The sequence below is a fragment of the Pseudomonas sp. D3-10 genome, from assembly GCF_051132175.1.
Classification (GTDB): domain Bacteria; phylum Pseudomonadota; class Gammaproteobacteria; order Pseudomonadales; family Pseudomonadaceae; genus Aquipseudomonas.
This window is the reverse complement of record NZ_CP071668.1, coordinates 2,157,005-2,178,428: the sequence shown is the minus strand read 5'-3', so window position 1 is coordinate 2,178,428 and position 21,424 is coordinate 2,157,005. Positions and strand designations below refer to the sequence as shown.

18 protein-coding genes are annotated in these 21,424 nt (G+C 62.0%); 15 read left to right on the top strand and 3 right to left on the bottom strand.

The window, feature by feature from the left end:
• The first annotated feature begins 607 nt into the window (after positions 1 to 607).
• The 15 genes from J3P90_RS10020 (at position 608) to J3P90_RS09950 (ending at position 17,584) form a co-directional block, all read left to right on the top strand.
• On the top strand, positions 608 to 1,021 hold the full coding sequence (locus J3P90_RS10020; RefSeq protein ID WP_030141323.1) for an NADH-quinone oxidoreductase subunit A: 414 nt from the start codon (positions 608 to 610) through the stop codon (positions 1,019 to 1,021).
• Between the two features lie 10 nt (positions 1,022 to 1,031).
• On the top strand, positions 1,032 to 1,706 hold the full coding sequence (locus J3P90_RS10015; protein ID WP_039592874.1) for a NuoB/complex I 20 kDa subunit family protein: 675 nt from the start codon (positions 1,032 to 1,034) through the stop codon (positions 1,704 to 1,706).
• 72 nt (positions 1,707 to 1,778) lie between these two features.
• Positions 1,779 to 3,560: an NADH-quinone oxidoreductase subunit C/D gene (gene nuoC, locus J3P90_RS10010; RefSeq protein ID WP_434559593.1), complete on the top strand. Its 1,782-nt coding sequence runs from the start codon at positions 1,779 to 1,781 to the stop codon at positions 3,558 to 3,560.
• Positions 3,561 to 3,562: 2 nt separating this feature from the next.
• Positions 3,563 to 4,060: an NADH-quinone oxidoreductase subunit NuoE gene (gene nuoE / locus J3P90_RS10005; RefSeq protein ID WP_092196990.1), complete on the top strand. Its 498-nt coding sequence runs from the start codon at positions 3,563 to 3,565 to the stop codon at positions 4,058 to 4,060.
• The gene (gene nuoF, locus J3P90_RS10000; RefSeq protein ID WP_420765866.1) at positions 4,057 to 5,415 is read left to right on the top strand and encodes an NADH-quinone oxidoreductase subunit NuoF; all 1,359 of its coding nucleotides are present in this window, start codon (positions 4,057 to 4,059) and stop codon (positions 5,413 to 5,415) included. Before nuoE ends, nuoF begins: the two co-directional genes overlap by 4 nt.
• Before the next feature lie 142 nt (positions 5,416 to 5,557).
• A complete protein-coding gene (nuoG, locus tag J3P90_RS09995; protein WP_434676256.1) occupies positions 5,558 to 8,272 on the top strand; it encodes an NADH-quinone oxidoreductase subunit NuoG in 2,715 nt (904 codons plus the stop codon).
• Positions 8,269 to 9,276 carry an NADH-quinone oxidoreductase subunit NuoH gene (nuoH, locus tag J3P90_RS09990; protein ID WP_039592869.1) on the top strand — a complete coding sequence of 336 codons (1,008 nt, stop codon included), beginning with the start codon at positions 8,269 to 8,271 and terminating at the stop codon, positions 9,274 to 9,276. The genes nuoG and nuoH overlap by 4 nt, the downstream gene beginning before the upstream one ends.
• An 11-nt stretch (positions 9,277 to 9,287) precedes the next feature.
• Complete coding sequence (gene nuoI, locus J3P90_RS09985) at positions 9,288 to 9,836, top strand: NADH-quinone oxidoreductase subunit NuoI (protein ID WP_215005602.1); 549 nt, start codon at positions 9,288 to 9,290, stop codon at positions 9,834 to 9,836.
• 9 nt (positions 9,837 to 9,845) lie between these two features.
• Complete coding sequence (gene nuoJ, locus J3P90_RS09980) at positions 9,846 to 10,346, top strand: NADH-quinone oxidoreductase subunit J (protein WP_186609331.1); 501 nt, start codon at positions 9,846 to 9,848, stop codon at positions 10,344 to 10,346.
• Between the two features lie 4 nt (positions 10,347 to 10,350).
• Positions 10,351 to 10,659 carry an NADH-quinone oxidoreductase subunit NuoK gene (gene nuoK, locus J3P90_RS09975; protein ID WP_003180046.1) on the top strand — a complete coding sequence of 103 codons (309 nt, stop codon included), beginning with the start codon at positions 10,351 to 10,353 and terminating at the stop codon, positions 10,657 to 10,659.
• Entirely contained in the window at positions 10,656 to 12,509 is a 1,854-nt protein-coding gene (gene nuoL / locus J3P90_RS09970; protein ID WP_420765863.1) for an NADH-quinone oxidoreductase subunit L, read from the top strand. The genes nuoK and nuoL overlap by 4 nt, the downstream gene beginning before the upstream one ends.
• A 39-nt stretch (positions 12,510 to 12,548) precedes the next feature.
• Positions 12,549 to 14,081 carry an NADH-quinone oxidoreductase subunit M gene (gene nuoM, locus J3P90_RS09965; RefSeq protein ID WP_434559597.1) on the top strand — a complete coding sequence of 511 codons (1,533 nt, stop codon included), beginning with the start codon at positions 12,549 to 12,551 and terminating at the stop codon, positions 14,079 to 14,081.
• 7 nt (positions 14,082 to 14,088) lie between these two features.
• Positions 14,089 to 15,552 (top strand): NADH-quinone oxidoreductase subunit NuoN, encoded by a 1,464-nt coding sequence (gene nuoN / locus J3P90_RS09960; protein WP_186609337.1) that lies wholly within the window; start codon positions 14,089 to 14,091, stop codon positions 15,550 to 15,552.
• A 243-nt stretch (positions 15,553 to 15,795) separates the two neighbouring features.
• Positions 15,796 to 16,905 (top strand): NAD(P)/FAD-dependent oxidoreductase, encoded by a 1,110-nt coding sequence (locus J3P90_RS09955; protein ID WP_434676255.1) that lies wholly within the window; start codon positions 15,796 to 15,798, stop codon positions 16,903 to 16,905.
• Positions 16,906 to 17,107: 202 nt separating this feature from the next.
• Positions 17,108 to 17,584 (top strand): hemerythrin domain-containing protein, encoded by a 477-nt coding sequence (locus tag J3P90_RS09950; RefSeq protein WP_420765859.1) that lies wholly within the window; start codon positions 17,108 to 17,110, stop codon positions 17,582 to 17,584.
• A 51-nt stretch (positions 17,585 to 17,635) separates the two neighbouring features.
• Here the strand turns inward: J3P90_RS09950 and J3P90_RS09945 are convergent, their stop codons facing one another.
• From J3P90_RS09945 to J3P90_RS09935, 3 genes are all read right to left on the bottom strand, one after another.
• Positions 17,636 to 18,514, bottom strand: coding sequence for a LysR family transcriptional regulator (locus tag J3P90_RS09945; RefSeq protein ID WP_434648158.1), 879 nt, complete (start codon positions 18,512 to 18,514; stop codon positions 17,636 to 17,638).
• A gap of 239 nt (positions 18,515 to 18,753) precedes the next feature.
• Positions 18,754 to 19,383, bottom strand: a complete 630-nt coding sequence (ycaC, locus tag J3P90_RS09940; protein ID WP_014337664.1) for an isochorismate family cysteine hydrolase YcaC — start codon at positions 19,381 to 19,383, stop codon at positions 18,754 to 18,756.
• Between the two features lie 148 nt (positions 19,384 to 19,531).
• Positions 19,532 to 21,370 (bottom strand): amidohydrolase, encoded by a 1,839-nt coding sequence (locus tag J3P90_RS09935; protein WP_434564125.1) that lies wholly within the window; start codon positions 21,368 to 21,370, stop codon positions 19,532 to 19,534.
• Positions 21,371 to 21,424 lie beyond the last annotated feature (54 nt).

Sequence of the window (21,424 nt, the reverse complement as noted above, 5' to 3'; positions counted from 1 at the left end):
ATTTGAAGCCCCGACTGGTTCGGGGCTTTTTTTTGCCTATGCTTTGGCAGCAATGTCTTCACATGAAAGGATTTTGTGGCGAGGGAGCTTGCTCCCGCTGGCTGCGCAGCAGCCTTTTTGTGAGCGCTTCGCACTCAAGCGGGAGCAAGCTCCCTCGCCACAGGAATCCAGACAAGCCTTAAGGAAGCGCCCCACAGGAAAAGCAAAAAAATTGATCGAACGCAGTATCGGGCAGTCAGAAAAAGAGTAAAACGGCCAGCGCTGACAACTGCCATCACGGCTATATAAGACAAGTTCTCAGTTGTTGCATCGACTACCTGCGGTGCCGCGCAGCCAAACAGTAATAATTATCATTTGAAGGCGCTTTCATTGTTACATATGAAATGAAATTCTTTTGAGGTATCAACAGCCAATCCCCATGGGGCCGGGGCTGCGGGGCCGTGGAGACGTACTATGTCCTTATTCCAATAAATAATTTCGCCATCGGAATTTTACTTGCCCGGTGTTTAGCCATAAAATCACCGCGATTGATTGCTGCGACATATCGTCACTGCGTTATTTCTTTTTGAAGCTCAGAGACCTTTGCTCTCTGTTAAGGATTTCCAGCATGCCCGAAGCGACAGGACTCATGGCCCACAATTGGGGCTTTGCCATTTTCCTTCTGGGCGTCGTCGGCCTGTGTGCCTTCATGCTCGGCGTGTCGAGCCTGCTCGGGTCAAAAGCCTGGGGCCGCAGCAAGAATGAACCGTTCGAGTCCGGCATGCTGCCTACCGGTGGCGCCCGCTTGCGGCTCTCAGCCAAATTCTATCTGGTCGCGATGCTCTTCGTGATCTTCGATATCGAAGCCCTTTTTCTCTTTGCATGGTCTGTGTCCGTCCGCGAAAGCGGCTGGACCGGATTCGTCGAAGCTCTCGTTTTCATAGCAATTCTGTTGGCAGGTCTTGTCTACCTTTACCGGGTGGGAGCTCTTGATTGGGCTCCGGAAGCTCGGCGCAAGCGGCAAGCGAAGCTGAAACAATGAGGCTTTGGCAATGCAATACAATCTCACCAGGATCGACCCCGATGCTCCTAACGAGCAATATCCGATCGGCAAGCGGGAAACCGTCGCCGATCCGTTAGAAGATCAAGTCCACAAGAACATCTTCATGGGCAAGCTCGAAGACGTGCTGAACAGCACGGTCAACTGGGGTCGCAAGAACTCCCTTTGGCCGTACAACTTCGGCCTTTCGTGCTGCTACGTGGAAATGACCACCGCCTTCACGGCGCCCCACGACATCGCGCGCTTTGGCGCCGAGGTGATCCGGGCATCGCCGCGTCAGGCGGATTTCATGGTTATCGCCGGTACGCCGTTCCTGAAAATGGCCCCCATCATCCAGCGCCTGTACGAACAGATGCTGGAACCCAAGTGGGTCATTTCCATGGGCGCCTGTGCCAACTCCGGCGGCATGTATGACATTTACTCCGTGGTCCAGGGGGTCGACAAATTCCTCCCCGTGGATGTCTACGTGCCCGGCTGCCCGCCCCGCCCCGAAGCGTTCCTGCAAGGCTTGATGCTGCTGCAGGAATCCATCGGCCAGGAGCGTCGCCCACTGTCCTGGGTCGTCGGTGATCAAGGCGTCTATCGCGCCGACATGCCGTCGCAAAAGGAACAGCGCCGCGAACAGCGAATCGCAGTCACGAATCTGCGCAGCCCCGACGAAGTCTGATCCAGCTCTGCTCTGTAGAAGAAACGAGAACCTGGCTTCATTCTTTACGTTGACCGAAAGCGATAAATAACCATGACTACAGGCAGTGCTCTGTACATCCCGCCTTACAAGGCAGACGACCAGGATGTGGTCGTCGAACTGAACAACCGTTTTGGCGCAGAGGCGTTCACGCTCCAGTCGACCCGCACCGGCATGCCGGTGCTTTGGGTTGCCCGCGCCAAGCTGATCGAAGTCCTGACCTTCCTGCGCAACCTGCCCAAGCCGTACGTCATGCTCTATGACCTGCATGGCGTGGACGAGCGTCTGCGCACCAAGCGCCAGGGCTTGCCTGGTGCCGACTTCACCGTGTTCTACCACCTGTTGTCGGTGGAGCGTAATAGTGACGTGATGATCAAGGTCGCCTTGTCCGAAAGCGACCTCAGCGTGCCGACCGTGACCGGCATCTGGCCGAACGCCAACTGGTACGAGCGTGAAGTCTGGGACATGTTCGGCATCGATTTCCCCGGCCACCCGCACCTGACGCGCATCATGATGCCGCCGACCTGGGAAGGTCACCCGCTGCGCAAGGACTTCCCGGCCCGTGCCACGGAGTTCGACCCGTACAGCCTGACCCTGGCCAAGCAGCAACTCGAAGAAGAGTCCGCGCGCTTCAAGCCTGAAGACTGGGGGATGAAGCGTTCCGGTGCCAACGAGGACTACATGTTCCTCAACCTGGGCCCGAACCACCCTTCGGCCCACGGTGCGTTCCGCATCATCCTGCAGCTGGACGGCGAAGAGATCGTCGATTGCGTTCCGGACATCGGCTACCACCACCGTGGCGCCGAGAAAATGGGTGAGCGCCAGTCCTGGCACAGCTACATCCCCTACACCGATCGCATCGACTACCTTGGCGGGGTAATGAACAACCTGCCGTACGTCCTGTCGGTGGAAAAACTGGCGGGCATCACGGTGCCGGACCGTGTCAACGTGATTCGCATCATGATGGCCGAGTTCTTCCGTATCACCAGCCACCTGCTGTTCCTGGGCACCTACATCCAGGACGTGGGCGCGATGACGCCGGTGTTCTTCACGTTCACCGACCGCCAGAAAGCCTACACCGTGATCGAAGCCGTCACCGGTTTCCGCCTGCACCCGGCCTGGTACCGCATCGGCGGCGTGGCCCACGACCTGCCGCGCGGCTGGGAAAAGCTGGTCAAGGATTTCGTCGAGTGGATGCCCAAGCGCCTGGACGAATACACCAAGGCCGCCCTGAAGAACAGCATTTTGCGCGGCCGAACCGAAGGCGTGGCCGCCTACAACACCAAGGAAGCGCTGGAATGGGGCGTTACCGGCCCGAACCTGCGCGCCACCGGCCTGGACTTCGACCTGCGCAAGGCGCGCCCGTATTCCGGCTACGAGAACTTCGAGTTCGAAGTCCCGCTGGCGACTCACGGTGACGCCTATGACCGCTGCATGGTTCGCGTCGAGGAAATGCGCCAGAGCGTCAAGATCATCGAGCAGTGCATGCGCAACATGCCGGAAGGCCCGTACAAGGCCGACCACCCGCTGACCACGCCGCCACCGAAAGAACGCACGCTGCAACACATCGAGACCCTGATCACCCACTTCCTGCAAGTTTCGTGGGGCCCGGTCATGCCGGCCAACGAATCCTTCCAGATGATCGAAGCGACCAAGGGCATCAACAGTTATTACCTGACGAGCGACGGCGGCACCATGAGCTACCGCACCCGGATTCGCACCCCAAGCTACCCGCACCTGCAGCAGATCCCTTCGGTGATCAAAGGCAGCATGGTCGCGGACTTGATCGCGTACCTGGGTAGTATCGATTTCGTTATGGCCGACGTGGACCGCTAAGCATGAACAGCACGCTTATCCAGACTGACCGTTTCGCCCTGAGCGAAACCGAGCGCTCGGCCATCGAGCACGAGCTGCATCACTACGAAGACCCGCGCGCGGCGTCGATCGAAGCCTTGAAGATCGTCCAGAAGGAACGTGGCTGGGTGCCTGACGGCGCGCTCTACGCCATCGGCGAGATCCTCGGCATCCCGGCCAGCGACGTCGAAGGCGTCGCTACCTTCTACAGCCAGATTTTCCGCCAGCCCGTAGGCCGCCACATCATTCGCGTCTGCGACAGCATGGTCTGCTACATCGGCGGCCACGAATCGGTGGTCGGCGAGCTCCAGAGCAAGCTGGGCATCGGCCTGGGCCAGACCACCGCCGACGGCCGCTTCACCCTGCTGCCCGTGTGCTGCCTGGGCAACTGCGACAAGGCACCGGCGCTGATGATCGATGACGACACCTTTGGTGACGTCAAGCCGGACGGCGTCGCCAAACTGCTGGAGGGCTACGTATGACCCTGACTTCCTTCGGGCCCGCCAACCGCATCCAGCGTTCGGCCGAAACCCATCCCCTGACGTGGCGTCTGCGTGACGACGGCGAAGCGGTATGGCTGGACGAATACCAGGCGAAGAACGGCTATGCCGCCGCGCGCAAGGCATTCGCCGACATGGCCGCCGATGACATCGTCCAGACCGTGAAGGACGCCGGCCTCAAGGGCCGTGGCGGCGCGGGCTTCCCCACCGGCGTGAAATGGGGCCTGATGCCAAAGGACGAGTCCATCAACATCCGCTACCTGCTGTGCAACGCGGACGAGATGGAACCCAACACCTGGAAAGACCGCATGCTGATGGAGCAACTGCCCCATCTGCTGATCGAAGGCATGCTGATCAGTGCCCGCGCGCTGAAGACCTACCGTGGCTACATCTTCCTGCGTGGCGAATACACCACCGCCGCCAAGCACCTGAACCGTGCCGTGGAAGAAGCCAAGGCCGCTGGCCTGCTGGGCAAGAACATCCTGGGCTCAGGCTTCGATTTCGAGCTGTTCGTCCACACCGGCGCCGGGCGTTACATCTGCGGTGAAGAAACCGCGCTGATCAACTCCCTGGAAGGCCGCCGCGCCAACCCACGCTCCAAGCCGCCCTTCCCCGCCGCCGTCGGCGTGTGGGGCAAGCCGACCTGCGTGAACAACGTCGAGACCCTGTGCAACGTGCCGGCGATCATCGCCGACGGCGTCGACTGGTACAAATCCCTGGCCCGTGACGGCAGTGAAGACATGGGCACCAAGCTCATGGGCTTCTCCGGCAAGGTCAAGAACCCTGGCCTGTGGGAACTGCCGTTCGGCGTCACCGCGCGCGAGCTGTTCGAAGACTACGCCGGTGGCATGCGCGACGGCTACAAGCTCAAGTGCTGGCAGCCCGGCGGCGCCGGCACCGGTTTCCTGTTGCCGGAACACCTGGACGCACAAATGTATGCCGGTGGCATCGCCAAGGTAGGCACCCGGATGGGTACCGGCCTGGCGATGGCGGTGGACGACAGCGTCAACATGGTTTCGCTTCTGCGCAACATGGAGCAGTTTTTCTCGCGCGAATCCTGCGGTTTCTGCACCCCTTGCCGCGACGGCCTGCCCTGGAGCGTCAAGCTCTTGATGGCCATCGAGAAAGGCCAAGGCCAACCCGGCGACATCGAGACCCTGCTGGGTCTGGTGGGTTTCCTCGGCCCAGGCAAGACCTTCTGTGCTCACGCACCAGGTGCCGTGGAGCCGTTGGGCAGCGCCATCAAATACTTCCGCCCTGAATTCGAGGCCGGCATCGCGCCAACCCGCGCGGACGATCTCAATCAGGTGGTCTCGCCGACCATGGTCGGCGCGTAACGACGCTTAAAAAGGCGAAGGGTCCGTGCCCTTCGCCTTTCGTTCGATGACGCCTCTTTACCGAGGCTGTTTGGATTCGGACGAACGACAAGATTCCATTAGCCACGCCCGCTGACACCGGGCCAACGAAGAACTTTGAACCATGGCCACTATCCACGTAGACGGCAAAGAGCTCGAAGTCGATGGCGCAGACAACCTGTTACAGGCATGTCTGTCGCTGGGCCTCGACATTCCTTATTTCTGCTGGCACCCCGCCCTTGGCAGCGTTGGCGCCTGTCGCCAGTGCGCGGTCAAGCAGTACACCGACGAGAACGACAAGCGTGGTCGGATCGTCATGTCCTGCATGACCCCCGCCACCGACGGCAGCTGGATCTCCATCGACGACGAAGAAGCGAAAGTGTTTCGCGCCAGCGTCGTCGAATGGTTGATGACCAACCACCCTCACGACTGCCCGGTCTGTGAGGAAGGCGGCCATTGCCACCTGCAAGACATGACCGTGATGACCGGCCACAACGAGCGCCGTTATCGCTTCACCAAGCGTACCCACCAGAACCAGGATCTCGGCCCGTTCATTTCCCACGAGATGAACCGCTGCATCGCCTGCTACCGTTGCGTGCGTTTCTACAAGGACTACGCCGGCGGCACCGACCTGGGCGTGTTCGGCGCCCACGACAACGTCTACTTCGGTCGCGTTGAAGACGGCACCCTGGAAAGCGAATTCTCCGGCAACCTCACCGAGGTCTGCCCGACCGGTGTGTTCACCGACAAGACCCACTCCGAGCGCTACAACCGCAAGTGGGACATGCAGTTCGCGCCAAGCATCTGCCACGGCTGCTCCAGCGGTTGCAACATCAGCCCGGGCGAGCGTTACGGCGAACTGCGCCGTATCGAAAACCGCTACAACGGTTCGGTGAACCAGTACTTCCTGTGCGACCGTGGCCGTTTCGGCTATGGCTACGTCAACCGCAAGGATCGCCCGCGCCAGCCGCTGCTCGCAAACGGCGCCAAGCTGAGCCTGGACGAAGCCCTGGACAAGGCCGCCGAGCTGCTGCGCGGACGCAACATCGTCGGCATCGGTTCGCCTCGCGCCAGCCTGGAAAGCAACTACGCCCTGCGTGAGCTGGTCGGCGCCGAGCACTTCTACAGTGGCATCGAGGCCGGCGAGCTGGAACGCATCCGCCTGGTGCTGCAAGTGCTCAAGGACAGCCCACTGCCCGTGCCGACGATGCGCGACATCGAAGACCACGACGCAGTGTTCGTCCTCGGCGAAGACCTGACCCAGACCGCCGCCCGCATGGCCCTCGCCCTGCGCCAGTCGGTCAAGGGCAAGGCCGAGGACATGGCCGACGCCATGCGCGTCCAGCCATGGCTCGACGCCGCCGTGAAGAACATCGGCCAGCACGCGCTGAACCCGCTGTTCATCGCCAGCCTCGCTGAAACCAAGCTCGACGACGTGGCCGAAGAATGCGTCCACGCCGCTCCGGACGATCTGGCGCGCATCGGTTTCGCCGTGGCCCACGCCCTGGACGCCAGCGCCCCGGCCGTCGACGGCCTGGACAGTGAAGCAGCCGCCCTCGCCCAACGCATCGCCGACGCCCTGCTGGCCGCCAAGCGTCCGCTGATCATCGCCGGCACCTCCCTGGGTTCCAAGGCGCTGATCCAAGCCGCGGCCAACATCGCCAAGGCACTGAAGCTACGCGAAAAAAATGGCTCCATCAGCCTGGTTGTACCTGAGGCCAACAGCCTTGGCCTGGCCATGCTTGGTGGCGAATCGGTCGACGCGGCGCTGCAAGCGGTGATCGACGGCAACGCCGACGCCATCGTCGTGCTGGAGAACGACCTGTTCACCCGCACCGACAATGCCAAGGTCGATGCCGCCCTGAGCGCCGCCAAGGTCTTGATCGTCGCCGACCATCAGAAAACCGCCACCACCGACCGCGCCGACCTGGTGCTGCCGGCGGCAAGCTTCGCCGAAGGCGACGGTACGCTGGTCAGCCAGGAAGGCCGCGCCCAGCGCTTCTTCCAGGTTTTCGACCCGCAGTACCTGGACGCCAGCATTCTGGTCCACGAAGGCTGGCGCTGGCTGCACGCCCTGCGCGCCACCCTGCTGAACCAGCCGATCGACTGGACGCAACTGGACCACGTCACGGCCGCCGTTGCCTCGAGCACTGCGCAACTGGCCGGTGTGGTCGACGCCGCGCCGTCCGCCGCGTTCCGCATCAAGGGCCTGAAACTGGCTCGCGAACCGCTGCGCTACTCCGGTCGCACCGCGATGCGCGCCAATATCAGTGTCCACGAACCGCGTACTCCGCAGGACAAGGACACCGCGTTCGCCTTCTCCATGGAAGGTTACTCGGGCTCCGCCGAACCGCGCTCGCAAGTGCCGTTCGCCTGGTCGCCGGGCTGGAACTCGCCGCAGGCCTGGAACAAGTTCCAGGACGAAGTCGGCGGCCACCTGCGCGCCGGTGATCCGGGCACTCGCCTGATCGAAACCCAGGGCGATGGCCTGGGCTGGTTCGCCAGCGTCCCACGTGCCTTCAACCCGGCACCGGGCACCTGGCAGGTCGTGCCGTTCCATCACCTGTTCGGCAGCGAAGAGAACTCTTCCAAGGCCGAGCCGGTGCAGGAGCGCATCCCGGCCGCCTACGTGTCGCTGGCCAAGTCCGAAGCCGATCGCCTGGGCGTCAACGACGGTGCCCTGCTGAGCCTGAACGTGGCTGGCCAGACCTTGCGTCTGCCGCTGCGCATCAATGAAGAACTGGGCGCCGGCCTGGTGGCCCTGCCGGCTGGCCTGGCGGGTATTCCACCGGCGATTTTCGGCAAAACCGTCGACGGTCTGCAGGAGGCAGCGCAATGAGCTGGTTCACCCCTGAAGTGATCGCCGTGATCCTGACGGTCCTCAAGGCCATCGTGGTCTTGCTGGCCGTGGTGGTCTGCGGCGCGTTGCTGAGCTTCGTCGAACGTCGCCTGCTGGGCTGGTGGCAGGACCGCTACGGTCCGAACCGCGTCGGCCCGTTCGGCATGTTCCAGATCGCCGCCGACATGGTGAAGATGTTCTTCAAGGAAGACTGGACGCCACCGTTCGCCGACAAGGTGATCTTCACCCTGGCACCGGTCGTGGCCATGAGCGCCTTGCTGATCGCCTTCGCGGTCATCCCGATCACCCCGACCTGGGGCGTGGCGGACCTGAACATCGGCCTGCTGTTCTTCTTCGCCATGGCCGGCCTGTCGGTGTACGCGGTGTTGTTCGCCGGTTGGTCGAGTAACAACAAGTTCGCCCTGCTCGGCAGCCTGCGGGCCTCGGCCCAGACCGTGTCCTATGAAGTGTTCATGGGCCTGTCGCTGATGGGCATCGTGATTCAGGCCGGCTCGTTCAACATGCGCGACATCGTCGAGTACCAGGCCCAGAACCTGTGGTTCATCATTCCGCAGTTCTTCGGCTTCTGTACCTTCTTCATCGCTGGCGTGGCCGTGACTCACCGTCACCCCTTCGACCAGCCGGAAGCGGAACAGGAACTGGCCGACGGTTACCACATTGAATATGCCGGCATGAAATGGGGCATGTTCTTCGTTGGCGAGTACATCGGCATCATCCTGATCTCGGCACTGCTGGTGACGCTGTTCTTCGGTGGCTGGCACGGTCCGTTCGGCATCCTGCCGCAACTGTCCTTCGTCTGGTTCGCCCTGAAGACCGCGTTTTTCATCATGCTGTTCGTTCTGTTGCGCGCCTCGATCCCGCGCCCACGCTACGACCAGGTGATGGATTTCAGCTGGAAATTCTGCCTGCCGCTGACCCTTATCAACATGCTGGTGACCGCTGCGATCGTTTTGATGAACGCGCCCGCGGCCGCGGTTCAGTGAGGATTTGACCCATGTTCAAATATATTGGCGACATCGTTAAGGGTACCGGTACCCAACTGCGAAGCCTGGTCATGATCTTCGGCCATGGCTTTCGCAAGCGCGACACCCTGCAATACCCGGAAGAACAGGTCTACCTGGCGCCGCGTTATCGCGGGCGCATCGTCCTGACCCGCGACCCTGACGGCGAAGAGCGCTGCGTGGCCTGCAACCTGTGCGCCGTGGCGTGCCCGGTAGGCTGCATCTCGCTGCAGAAAGCCGAGACCGAAGACGGTCGCTGGTACCCGGACTTTTTCCGCATCAACTTCTCGCGCTGCATCTTCTGCGGTTTGTGCGAGGAAGCGTGCCCGACCACCGCGATCCAGCTCACGCCGGATTTCGAAATGGCTGACTTCAAGCGTCAGGACCTGGTGTACGAGAAAGAAGACCTGCTGATTTCCGGTCCCGGTAAAAACCCTGATTACAACTTCTATCGTGTTGCAGGTATGGCCATTGCCGGCAAGCCGAAAGGCGCCGCGCAGAACGAAGCCGAACCGATCAACGTGAAGAGCTTGCTGCCTTAAGGAAGAAAGATGGAATTCGCTTTCTATTTCGCATCGGGTATCGCGGTGGTGTCCACGCTTCGTGTGGTCACCAACACCAACCCCGTGCACGCCCTGCTCTACCTGATCATTTCGCTGATCGCCGTGGCCATGACCTTCTTCGCCCTCGGCGCGCCGTTCGCCGGTGCCTTGGAAGTGATCGCTTACGCCGGCGCCATCATGGTGCTGTTCGTGTTCGTGGTGATGATGCTCAACCTCGGCCCGGCGGCGATCCAACAGGAACGCGCCTGGCTCAAGCCTGGCATCTGGGCGGGGCCGGTGATTCTCGCCGCCCTGCTGCTGGGAGAACTGCTGTATGTGCTGTTCGCCCACCAGAGCGGCCAGGCCATCGGCCACACCACCGTAGACGCCAAGGCCGTGGGCATCAGCCTGTTCGGCCCTTATCTGCTGGTGGTCGAACTCGCCTCGATGCTGCTGCTTGCCGCAGTCGTCACGGCGTTCCATTTGGGCCGTAATGAGGCGAAGGAGTAATCACATGCCTGCTATCCCTCTCGAGCATGGTCTGGCGGTTGCCGGCATCCTGTTCTGTCTCGGTCTGGTCGGCCTGATGGTCCGCCGCAACATTCTGTTCGTGCTGATGAGCCTGGAGGTGATGATGAATGCCTCCGCCCTGGCCTTCATCGTTGCGGGCGCTCGCTGGGCGCAACCGGATGGACAGATCATGTTCATCCTGGTGATCAGCCTGGCAGCCGCCGAGGCCAGTATTGGCCTGGCGATCCTGTTGCAGCTGTATCGCCGCTTCCACACTCTCGATATTGACGCTGCCAGCGAGATGCGCGGATGAACCTTCTTTTCCTGACTTTCATATTTCCCCTCATCGGTTTCCTGCTGCTGTCGTTCTCCCGTGGACGCTGGTCGGAAAACCTTTCGGCGCTGGTTGGCGTGGGCTCCATCGGCCTGTCTGCCATCGTTACCGCGTATGTGATCTGGCAATTCAACGTCGCCCCGCCGGAAGGTGGCGCGTACGTGCAGGTGCTGTGGCAGTGGATGGCGGTGGAAGGCTTCACGCCGAACTTCGCCCTTTACCTGGACGGCCTGTCGGTGACCATGCTCGGCGTGGTGGTCGGCGTGGGTTTCCTGATCCACCTGTTCGCCTCGTGGTACATGCGCGGTGAAGCCGGTTACTCGCGCTTCTTCGCCTACACCAACCTGTTCATCGCCAGCATGCTGTTCCTGGTGCTCGGCGATAACCTGTTGTTCCTGTACTTCGGCTGGGAAGGCGTGGGCCTGTGCTCGTACCTGTTGATCGGTTTCTACTACAGCAACCGCAACAACGGTAACGCCGCGCTCAAGGCCTTCATCGTGACCCGCATCGGCGATGTGTTCATGGCCATCGGCCTGTTCATCCTGTTCCAGCAGCTGGGCACGCTGAATATCCAGGAATTGCTGGTCAAGGCGCCCGAGCACTTCAAGGCCGGCGACTTCTGGATCGTCCTGGCGACCCTGATGCTGCTGGGCGGCGCTGTCGGCAAATCCGCGCAACTGCCGCTGCAGACCTGGTTGGCGGACGCGATGGCGGGCCCGACGCCGGTTTCGGCACTGATCCACGCGGCGACCATGGTCACCGCCGGTGTCTACCTGATCGCCCGTACCCACGGCCTGTTCGCCCTGGCGCCGGACATCCTGCACCTGGTCGGCCTGGTTGGCGGCGTGACCCTGGTGCTGGCCGGTTTTGCCGCGCTGGTACAGACCGACATCAAGCGCATCCTCGCCTACTCGACCATGAGCCAGATCGGCTACATGTTCCTGGCCCTGGGCGTCGGTGCCTGGGAAGGCGCGATCTTCCACCTGATGACCCACGCCTTCTTCAAGGCCCTGCTGTTCCTTGCCTCCGGTGCGGTGATCGTTGCCTGCCACCACGAGCAGAACATCTTCAAGATGGGCGGCCTGTGGAAGAAACTGCCGTTGGCCTATGCCAGCTTCATCGTCGGTGGCGCGGCCCTGGCGGCCCTGCCATTGGTCACCGCCGGCTTCTACTCCAAGGACGAGATCCTCTGGGAAGCGTTCGCCAGCGGTAACCAGGGTCTGCTTTATGCCGGCCTGGTGGGTGCGTTCATGACCTCGCTGTACACCTTCCGCCTGATCTTCATCGCATTCCACGGTGAAGCCAAGACCGAAGCCCACGCCGGCCACGGCATTGCCCACTGGCTGCCGCTATCGGTGCTGATCGTGCTGTCGACCTTCGTCGGCGCCATGATCACCCCACCGCTGGCCGATGTGCTGCCGCAAAGCGTCGGCCATGCCGGCGGCGAAGCCAAGCACAGCCTGGAGATCGCCTCGGGCGCCATCGCCCTGGCGGGTATCCTGCTGGCTGCCCTGCTGTTCCTCGGCAAGCGTCGCTTCGTCACGGCCATCGCCAACAGCGGCATCGGGCGTTTCCTCTCGGCTTGGTGGTTCGCCGCCTGGGGCTTCGATTGGATCTACGACAAACTGTTCGTCAAGCCATACCTTGCGATCAGCCACATTCTGCGCAAAGACCCGCTCGACCAGACCATTGGCCTGATCCCGCGCATGGCCAAGGGTGGCCACACTGCCCTGAGCCGTACCGAGACCGGTCAACTGCGTTGGTATGCGGCTTCCATGGCGGCTGGCGCCGTGCTGGTTATCGGCGCCATCGTGCTGGTAGCGGTCTGATATGAACCTTGCGAACTTGCGAAAGGAAACGAGCCCGTCATGATTCTGCCCTGGCTAATCCTGATCCCCTTCATCGGCGGCCTGCTGTGCTGGATGGCGGAGCGTTCCAGCTCTACCCTCCCGCGCTGGATTGCGCTGCTGACCATGTCCCTGGAACTCGCGCTCGGCCTCTGGCTGTGGGCGACCGGCGACTATTCATTCGCACCGGCCCCTGGCGCCGATCCGACCTGGGCACTTGAATTCAAGCACGCCTGGATCGAGCGCTTCGGCATCAGCGTGCACCTGGCCCTCGACGGCCTGTCGCTGCTGATGATCCTGCTGACCGGCTTGCTGGGCATTCTCTCGGTGCTCTGCTCCTGGAAAGAGATCCAGCGTCACGTCGGTTTCTTCCACCTGAACCTGATGTGGATCCTGGGCGGTGTCGTCGGCGTGTTCCTGGCGCTGGACCTGTTCATGTTCTTTTTCTTCTGGGAAATGATGCTGGTGCCGATGTACTTCCTCATCGCGCTCTGGGGTCACAGTTCTTCGGACGGCAAGAAGACGCGGATCTACGCAGCGACCAAGTTCTTCATCTTCACCCAGGCTTCCGGCCTGATCATGTTGGTGGCGATCCTTGGCCTGGTTCTGGTGAACTTCAACAACACCGGCGTGATTACCTTCAACTACGCCGACCTGTTGAAAGTAGAGCTGTCGCGCACCACCGAGTACGTGCTGATGCTGGGCTTCTTCATCGCCTTCGCGGTGAAGCTGCCGGTGGTGCCGTTCCACTCCTGGCTGCCCGACGCCCACGCCCAGGCGCCGACGGCCGGTTCCGTGGACCTGGCCGGTATCTTGTTGAAGACAGCGGCCTACGGCCTGCTGCGCTTTGCCTTGCCGCTTTTCCCGAACGCCTCGGCCGAGTTTGCGCCGATCGCAATGACCCTTGGCCTGATCGGTATTTTCTACGGTGCGTTCCTGGCCTTCGCCCAGACCGACATCAAGCGCCTGATCGCGTTCTCCAGCGTTTCGCACATGGGCTTCGTGCTGATCGGGATCTACTCCGGCAGCCAGTTGGCCCTGCAAGGCGCGGTGATCCAGATGCTGGCCCACGGCCTCTCGGCTGCGGCGCTGTTTATCCTCAGCGGCCAGTTGTACGAGCGCCTGCATACCCGGGACATGCGTGAAATGGGCGGCATCTGGTCGCGCATCGCCTACCTGCCGGCCATCAGCCTGTTCTTCGCAGCCGCTTCCCTAGGCCTGCCAGGCACCGGCAACTTCGTCGGCGAGTTCCTGATCCTGATCGGCTCGTTCGTCAGCGCGCCATGGATCACCGCGATTGCCACGTCCGGCCTGGTGTTCGGTTCGGTCTACTCGCTGATCATGATCCACCGCGCCTACTTCGGTCCGGCCAAGTCCGATGAAGTGCTGCGCGGCATGGACGGTCGCGAACTGATCATGGTGCTTGGCCTTGCGGTGCTGCTGGTTTACCTCGGCGTCTATCCGCAGCCATTCCTCGACACTTCCGCCGCCACGATGCATGGCGTGCAGCAGTGGCTCGGCACCGCCTTCTCTCAACTCGCTTCGGCCCGGTAAGAGCGCTATGGAATTCACGATTCAACACTTTATCGCGCTTGCGCCGCTGTTGATCACCAGCGCCACGATCATCGTGGTGATGCTGGCGATCGCCTGGCGCCGCAATCACGCACAAACCTTCCTGCTGTCGGTGGCGGGGCTGAACCTGGCCCTGCTGTCGATCCTGCCGGCCCTGAAAGTCGCGCCCCTGGCGGTCACGCCACTGATACAGATCGACAGCTTCGCCTGCCTGTATATGGCGCTGATCCTGGTCGCCACCCTCGCCTGCGTCACCCTCGCCCACGCCTATCTGGGTGATGGGGGTTCGGGTTACCCGGGCAACCGCGAAGAACTGTACCTGCTGATCCTGATGGCCGCCGCCGGTGGCCTGGTCCTGGTCAGCGCACAGCATCTGGCCAGCCTGTTCATCGGCCTGGAACTGCTGTCGGTGCCGGTTTATGGCCTGGTGGCCTACGCCTTCTTCAACAAGCGCTCCCTGGAAGCCGGCATCAAGTACATGGTGTTGTCGGCCGCCGGTTCCGCGTTCCTGTTGTTCGGCATGGCCCTGCTTTACGCTGAAGCCGGCACCCTGAGCTTCGTCGGTATCGGCCAAGCCCTGGCGGCCACCGGCCTGCCTAGCCCGATCGCTCAACTGGGCCTGGGCATGATGCTGATCGGCCTGGCGTTCAAGCTGTCGCTGGTTCCGTTCCACCTCTGGACCCCGGACGTATACGAAGGCGCCCCGGCGCCCGTGGCGGCGTTCCTCGCCACCGCATCGAAGGTGGCGGTGTTCGCGGTCATGGTGCGTCTGTTCCAGATCTCGCCAGTGGCCAGCAGCGGCGTGTTGAGTAACGTGCTGACCATCATCGCCATCGCGTCGATCCTGTTCGGTAACCTGCTGGCGCTGACCCAGAGCAACCTCAAGCGTCTGCTGGGTTACTCGTCCATCGCGCACTTCGGCTACCTGCTGATCGCTCTGATCGCCAGCAAGGGCCTGGCCGTGGAAGCCATCGGCGTGTACCTGGTCACCTACGTGATCACCAGCCTCGGCGCTTTCGGCGTGATCACCCTGATGTCCTCGCCGTACAACGGCCGCGACGCCGATGCCCTGTACGAATACCGTGGCCTGTTCTGGCGCCGTCCGTACCTGACCGCCGTGCTGACCGTGATGATGCTGTCCCTGGCCGGCATCCCGCTGACCGCCGGCTTCATCGGCAAGTTCTACATCATTGCCACCGGCGTCGAGGCTCACCAATGGTGGCTGGTCGGCTCCCTGGTGCTGGGCAGTGCCATCGGCGTGTTCTACTACCTGCGCGTCATGGTCACGCTGTACCTGATGGAACCGAACCTGCGTCGCCACGATGCCGAGTTGCACTGGGAACAAAAGGCAGGCGGCGTCATGCTGCTGGCCATCGCCGTATTGGCGTTCTTCCTGGGTGTATACCCGCAGCCGTTGCTGACCCTGGTTCAGCAGGCTGGTCTGACCGGCTGATAGCTGAAGCGTCATCGATGACAAAATGCCCGTATCGTGAGATGCGGGCATTTTTTTTGGGATGCAAGTTTGAATTTGCGAGAACCGTGGCGGGGGAGCTTGCTCCCGCTCGATTCTGTAGGAGCTGGCTCCTACACAGCTTCTGCCGGCGCAGCCCAGCGGGAGCAAGTTCTCTGTCACAGATGCACTCCTGCAGAAGGGACTATGCTCAAGCGCTATTGTGCCTTTGAAGGAGATCCAGCGTTGAATGTGGATATTGATTGCATGGTCGTCGGCGCAGGCGTCGTCGGCCTGGCCGTGGCGCGGGAGATGGCGCAGGCCGGGCATGAAGTGCTGGTGATCGAAGCAGGCGATGCCATCGGCGCGGGCATCAGCTCGCGCAATTCGGAAGTGATCCATGCTGGGCTGTATTACCCGCCCGGCAGCCTCAAGGCGCAGCTGTGTGTCGAAGGCCGGCGACGACTGTATGACTACTGCGCCAGCCACGGCGTCCAGACTCGCCGGCTCGGCAAACTGATCGTGGCGAAGGACCAAGTACAACTGGCCGAGCTTGAAAAGCTTCTGGCGCGCGGCCTGCTCAACGGCGTGGACGACCTGCGCCTGCTCGATAAAAAGCAGGCACAGGCGCTGGAGCCGGAGCTGTCCTGTGTTGGCGCGCTGTACTCGCCCTCTACCGGTATCGTCGACGCCCACGCCTTGATGTTGGCATTGCAGGGGGATGCCGAGGCGGCGGGCGCCAACGTGGTGTTTCGCACGCCCTTGCTAGAGGCTCGTGTTGTCGACGAGGGCTTCAGCCTGACATTGGGCGGCACGGCGCAGATGACGTTGTCGTGCCGCCGCCTGATCAACGCCGCCGGCCTCCAGGCCCCTGCCCTCGCCCGCCGGATCGAGGGTCTGGCCCGGCAGTGGATTCCCGATGGTTACCTGTGCAAGGGCAACTACTTCCAACTGGCCGGGCGGGCACCATTCCGCCATTTGGTCTATCCGGCGCCAGAAGCCGCTGGCCTGGGCATTCATATGACGCTCGATCTGGCGGGCCAGGCGCGTTTCGGTCCTGACACCGAATGGGTCGAAGCAGAAGACTACCGAGTGGATCCGGCCCGGGCCGAAGCGTTCTACCAGGCCATTCGAAACTACTGGCCGGGCTTGCCCGACCGGAGCCTGCAACCCGCCTACAGCGGCATTCGCCCGAAGATCTCCGCCCCGGGGGAACCGGCCCGGGACTTTCTTATCAGCGCTGAAACCGAGCACAAGGTGCCGGGGCTGATCAACCTGTTCGGTATCGAATCCCCGGGGCTGACGTCCTGCCTGGCACTGGCGGAACGGGTCAGGCAATCGATCGACAACCGCTGACGGCCTTGGCAGCGCAAAGTGCAACGCGTTTTGATGGTGACTCTTGCAGCCTGCACGATAGCGAAACTGGCAGAAAAGATAAGCCACTGATTTTTAAGTAATTAATAAAGAGGCTCGGCTGGCACGACGGATGCACCTGTCATGTTACGTGGCGTCGGCGCTCGAAGCCGGCCCGCATCCGTGAATGACCGAGGAGCAGCACATGAACGCCATCGACCTGTTGAAAGCCGACCATGAACGCGTCAAAGCCATTCTCACTCAACTGAGTGAGTCCACTGATCGCGCGGTCAAGAAACGCACCGAGCTACTGGCGAAGCTGGAAATGGAAGTCACCATCCACACCCGCCTGGAAGAAGAAATCCTGTACCCGGCCTTCAAGCAGGAAGGCGGCAAGGAAGAAGCCGAGATGTATTACGAAGCCAAGGAAGAGCACCGCACCGTCGATTCGCTGGTGCTGCCCGACCTGAAAGCCACCGACCCTTCCCAGCCTGAATTCGCGGGCCGCGTCAAAGTGGTGAAAGAGCTGCTGGAGCACCACATCGAGGAAGAAGAGAAAGAAATGTTCCCTCAAGCCAAGAAGGTGCTGGGCAAGGCCAAGCTGGACGCCTTGGGCGAGCAGATGGAAACCATGAAAGCGCAGTATAAGAAAGAACTGAGCAGCGCCAACCTCGCCGCTTGATCCATGGCCGCGAACGCTTCAACCACCGATCGGGTTGAAGCGTCGCGGCCTTCATATCATCTGCTCGCGCAAGAATTCCACCAGCGCCTGCACCGGTCGCGAAGCCTGGCGGTGTTGCGGATAGACCGCCGACAGCGTCAACGGCTCGGTTTCGAACCCCTCCAGCACCTTGACCAGGCGACCATCCTTTAGCGCATCGCCGAGGATGAAGGTTGGCAGATACGTGATCCCCATCCCGGCAATCGCCGCATCCCTGAGCAGGTCGCCGTTATTGGCCCGCATCCGTCCCACTACTTCCAGGACCAGCGGTTTGCCATGCCCCTCGAAACGCCACTGCACCTGACGGCTGTGTCCATAAGGCAAACAGTCGTGATTGCGCAGGTCTTCAGGTCGTATGGGTGTGCCTTTGTCTGACAGATAAGCCGGGCTGGCGCAGTACACCCGTTCGATGCTCGCGATGCGCCGGGCGATCAGCGTTGAATCCTCCAGCACGCCGATCCTCAGTGCCAGGTCATAGCCTTCCCCCAAAAGGTCAACCGAGCGGTCGCTCAGGTCCACTTCGACGCTGACATCCCGGTAGCGTTGCAAGAACAGCGGCAGCAGGCTGCCCAGGTGCGCCACGGCGAATGACAACGGCGCGCTGAGCCGGATGGTCCCACGCGGCTCGCTGGTCTGGCCGCTGATGCCCTGCTCCACTTGCTCGACTTCGCTGAGCAGGCGCAACGCCGCTTCGTAGTAGCGCTGGCCGAGCGGCGTGACATCCAGCCGACGGGTCGAGCGATTGAGCAGGCGCACCCCCAGGCGTTGCTCCAGCTCCATGAGCTTGCGGCTGACGAATTGCTTGGACAGCCCGAGCTTGTCCGCTGCGGCGGTGAAACTGCCCGACTCCATGACCTGGGCAAAGATGCGCATCTCTTCGAAGGGGTTCATTGTCATTCCGTGGGTGGACAGTCTGCCGGTTCAGGTAGGCATTGTGATCTGGGTGAGCCAGGTTGCATAGCGGTTGGATGGGCTGACGCTTTCGCGAGCAGGCTCGCTCCCACAATGTTCGAGTCGTCACAAAACCTGTGGGAGCGAGCTTGCTCGCGATGGCGGTGGGTCAGCTGCAAGGCTCTGATGCCGGGCACAAAAACGCCCGCACAGAGCGGGCGTCGTCAAGCATGGACAGCTTACTTGGCCGTCAGTGCCGAGTAGCTGTTCATCAGGTTGCGGTAGTTAGGAATGCGCTGGGACAGCAGGTTGCCCAGGCCTTCGATGTCGTTGCGCCAGTCGCGGTGCAGCTCACAGGCCACCGAGAACCAGTTCATCATCTGCGCGCCAGCAGCAGTCATGCGTACCCAGGCAGCTTGTTGCACGGTTTCGTTGAAGGTACCCGAAGCGTCGGTAACGACGAACACGTCGAAGCCTTCAGCCAGCGCCGACAGGGTCGGGAACGCCACGCAGACATCGGTCACCACGCCGGCGATGATCAGTTGCTTGCGGCCGGTGGCCTTGATCGCCTTGACGAAGTCTTCGTTGTCCCAGGCGTTGATCTGGCCTGGACGCGGGATGTACGGCGCGTCCGGGAACATTTCCTTGAGCTCCGGCACGATCGGACCGTTGGGGCCTTGTTCGAAGCTGGTGGTCAGGATGGTCGGCAGTTCAAAGAACTTCGCCAGGTCGGCCAAGGCCAACACGTTGTTCTTGAACTCGTTGGGCGAGAAGTCCTGGACCAGGGAAATCAGACCGGTCTGGTGATCGACCAGCAGGACGACCGCGTCGTCTTTGTTCAGACGGTTGTAGGCGGGAACGTTGCTCATGGGGTGACTCCTTTGGGATGGATGTATTGAAAACCAATGTGGGAGCGAGCCTGCTCGCGATGACGGTGTGTCAGCTGGCGGCGATGTCGGATGTGCCGACGCCTTCGCGAGCAGGCTCGCTCCCACAAGGGGAGAATCGGTGTGTTAGTCAAAAGGCAAAACAGGAACAGCCAAACGCGCCCCAGAAACCCTGGAAGTCGCTGACCGGGACGTTCGACAGGCGCGCCCGCTCGTGGCTATGGGAATGCACCGTGCAAGGACCGCTGCACTGGTGGACTTGCGCCTGCAAGGGCGATGTCGGGCGCCAGTGGCCAGGGACCTTGACCACCGGCGACCAGTCCGGCAACACCGGGACGCTCGCTGGGCCAAGTTTCTCGAAATCGCCAGCCCCGTAGACCACCTTGCCGTCCACCACCGTCAGCACCGATTCGATCCACTTGATGGCTTCTTCCTCGACGCTGAAGAAATCCGCGCTCAGGGCCGCCAGGTCCGCCAGTTGGCCGACCTTGATCTGGCCTTTCTTGCCCTGCTCCGACGAAAACCAGGCACTGCCGTGGGTAAACAGCTCCAGCGCGGTCAGGCGCGGCAGCCCTTCTTCATGCAATGACAGGCCGCCGACGGTGCGGCCGCTGACCATCCAGTACAACGAGGTCCACGGGTTGTAGCTGGAGACGCGAGTGGCGTCGGTGCCAGCGCCCACCGGCACGCCTTCGGCGAGCATCCGCTTGATCGGCGGTGTGGCTTCGGCGGCTTTGGCGCCGTAGCGATCGACAAAATATTCACCCTGGAAAGCCATGCGGTCCTGGATTGCGATACCGCCGCCCAGCGCCCGCACGCGTTCGATGTTTTTCGGCGTGATGGTCTCGGCGTGGTCGAAGAACCACGGCAGGCCGTTGAACGGAATGTCGCGGTTGACCTTCTCGAACACGTCGAGCATGCGGCTGATGGATTCGTCGTAGGTCGCGTGCAGGCGGAATGGCCAGCGCTGTTCCACCAGGTGACGCACCACTGGCTCCAGGTCCTGTTCCATGCCCGGCGGCAGGTCTGGGCGCGGTTCAAGGAAGTCTTCGAAGTCTGCCGCAGAGAACACCAGCATTTCGCCGGCGCCGTTGTGCCGCAAAAAGTCATCGCCCTGGTGCAGCTTGACGCTGCCGGTCCAGTTCTTGAAGTCGGTGAGTTCTTCCTTGGGCTTCTGGGTGAACAGGTTGTAGGCGATGCGCACCGTCAACTGTTGCTCGCGGGCCAACTGCTCGATGACTTCGTAGTCGTCCGGGTAGTTCTGGTAGCCGCCGCCGGCGTCGATGGCGCTGGTCAGGCCCAGGCGATTGAGCTCGCGCATGAACTGGCGCGTGGAGTTGACTTGGTACTCCAGCGGCAGTTTCGGCCCTTTCGCCAGCGTCGAGTAAAGGATCATCGCGTTGGGGCGCGCCACCAGCATGCCGGTGGGTTCCCCCCTGCTGTCACGCACGATTTCGCCACCCGGTGGGTTCGGCGTGTCACGGGTGTAGCCGGCCACGCGCAGCGCGGCGCGGTTGAGCAAGGCACGATCGTAGAGGTGCAACACGAACACGGGCGTATCGGGAGCGGCCTGGTTGAGTTCTTCCAGGGTCGGCATGCGTTTTTCGGCGAACTGGAATTCGTTCCAGCCGCCCACCACGCGGACCCATTGCGGGGTGGGCGTGCGATCAGCCTGGTCCTTGAGCATGCGCAAGGCATCGGCCAACGAGGGCACACCTTCCCAGCGCAGCTCCAGGTTGTAGTTCAAGCCACCACGGATCAGGTGCAGGTGCGAATCGTTGAGGCCGGGGATGACGGTGCGGCCCTTGAGGTCGATGACCTGGGTGCCGCTGCCACGCAGGGCCATGGCCTCGGCGTCGGTGCCCACGGCGACGAAGCGGCCCTGGCTGATGGCAACCGCGCTGGCGCGAGGCTTCTCACGGTCGACGGTGTGGAATTGGCCATTGAACAGAATCAGATCGGCGTTCATCGGGTTTCCTTGTGAATGGGAAGAAGCAAGGGACAGGCGCGGCCAGAAAGCGGC

Coding starts and splice junctions, on each gene's coding strand:
- J3P90_RS10020 (WP_030141323.1), top strand. CDS start 608: ATGCCCGAAGCGACAGGACTCATGGCCCACAATTGGGGCTTTGCCATT.
- J3P90_RS10015 (WP_039592874.1), top strand. CDS start 1,032: ATGCAATACAATCTCACCAGGATCGACCCCGATGCTCCTAACGAGCAA.
- nuoC (WP_434559593.1), top strand. CDS start 1,779: ATGACTACAGGCAGTGCTCTGTACATCCCGCCTTACAAGGCAGACGAC.
- nuoE (WP_092196990.1), top strand. CDS start 3,563: ATGAACAGCACGCTTATCCAGACTGACCGTTTCGCCCTGAGCGAAACC.
- nuoF (WP_420765866.1), top strand. CDS start 4,057: ATGACCCTGACTTCCTTCGGGCCCGCCAACCGCATCCAGCGTTCGGCC.
- nuoG (WP_434676256.1), top strand. CDS start 5,558: ATGGCCACTATCCACGTAGACGGCAAAGAGCTCGAAGTCGATGGCGCA.
- nuoH (WP_039592869.1), top strand. CDS start 8,269: ATGAGCTGGTTCACCCCTGAAGTGATCGCCGTGATCCTGACGGTCCTC.
- nuoI (WP_215005602.1), top strand. CDS start 9,288: ATGTTCAAATATATTGGCGACATCGTTAAGGGTACCGGTACCCAACTG.
- nuoJ (WP_186609331.1), top strand. CDS start 9,846: ATGGAATTCGCTTTCTATTTCGCATCGGGTATCGCGGTGGTGTCCACG.
- nuoK (WP_003180046.1), top strand. CDS start 10,351: ATGCCTGCTATCCCTCTCGAGCATGGTCTGGCGGTTGCCGGCATCCTG.
- nuoL (WP_420765863.1), top strand. CDS start 10,656: ATGAACCTTCTTTTCCTGACTTTCATATTTCCCCTCATCGGTTTCCTG.
- nuoM (WP_434559597.1), top strand. CDS start 12,549: ATGATTCTGCCCTGGCTAATCCTGATCCCCTTCATCGGCGGCCTGCTG.
- nuoN (WP_186609337.1), top strand. CDS start 14,089: ATGGAATTCACGATTCAACACTTTATCGCGCTTGCGCCGCTGTTGATC.
- J3P90_RS09950 (WP_420765859.1), top strand. CDS start 17,108: ATGAACGCCATCGACCTGTTGAAAGCCGACCATGAACGCGTCAAAGCC.
- J3P90_RS09945 (WP_434648158.1), bottom strand. CDS start 18,514: ATGAACCCCTTCGAAGAGATGCGCATCTTTGCCCAGGTCATGGAGTCG.
- ycaC (WP_014337664.1), bottom strand. CDS start 19,383: ATGAGCAACGTTCCCGCCTACAACCGTCTGAACAAAGACGACGCGGTC.
- J3P90_RS09935 (WP_434564125.1), bottom strand. CDS start 21,370: ATGAACGCCGATCTGATTCTGTTCAATGGCCAATTCCACACCGTCGAC.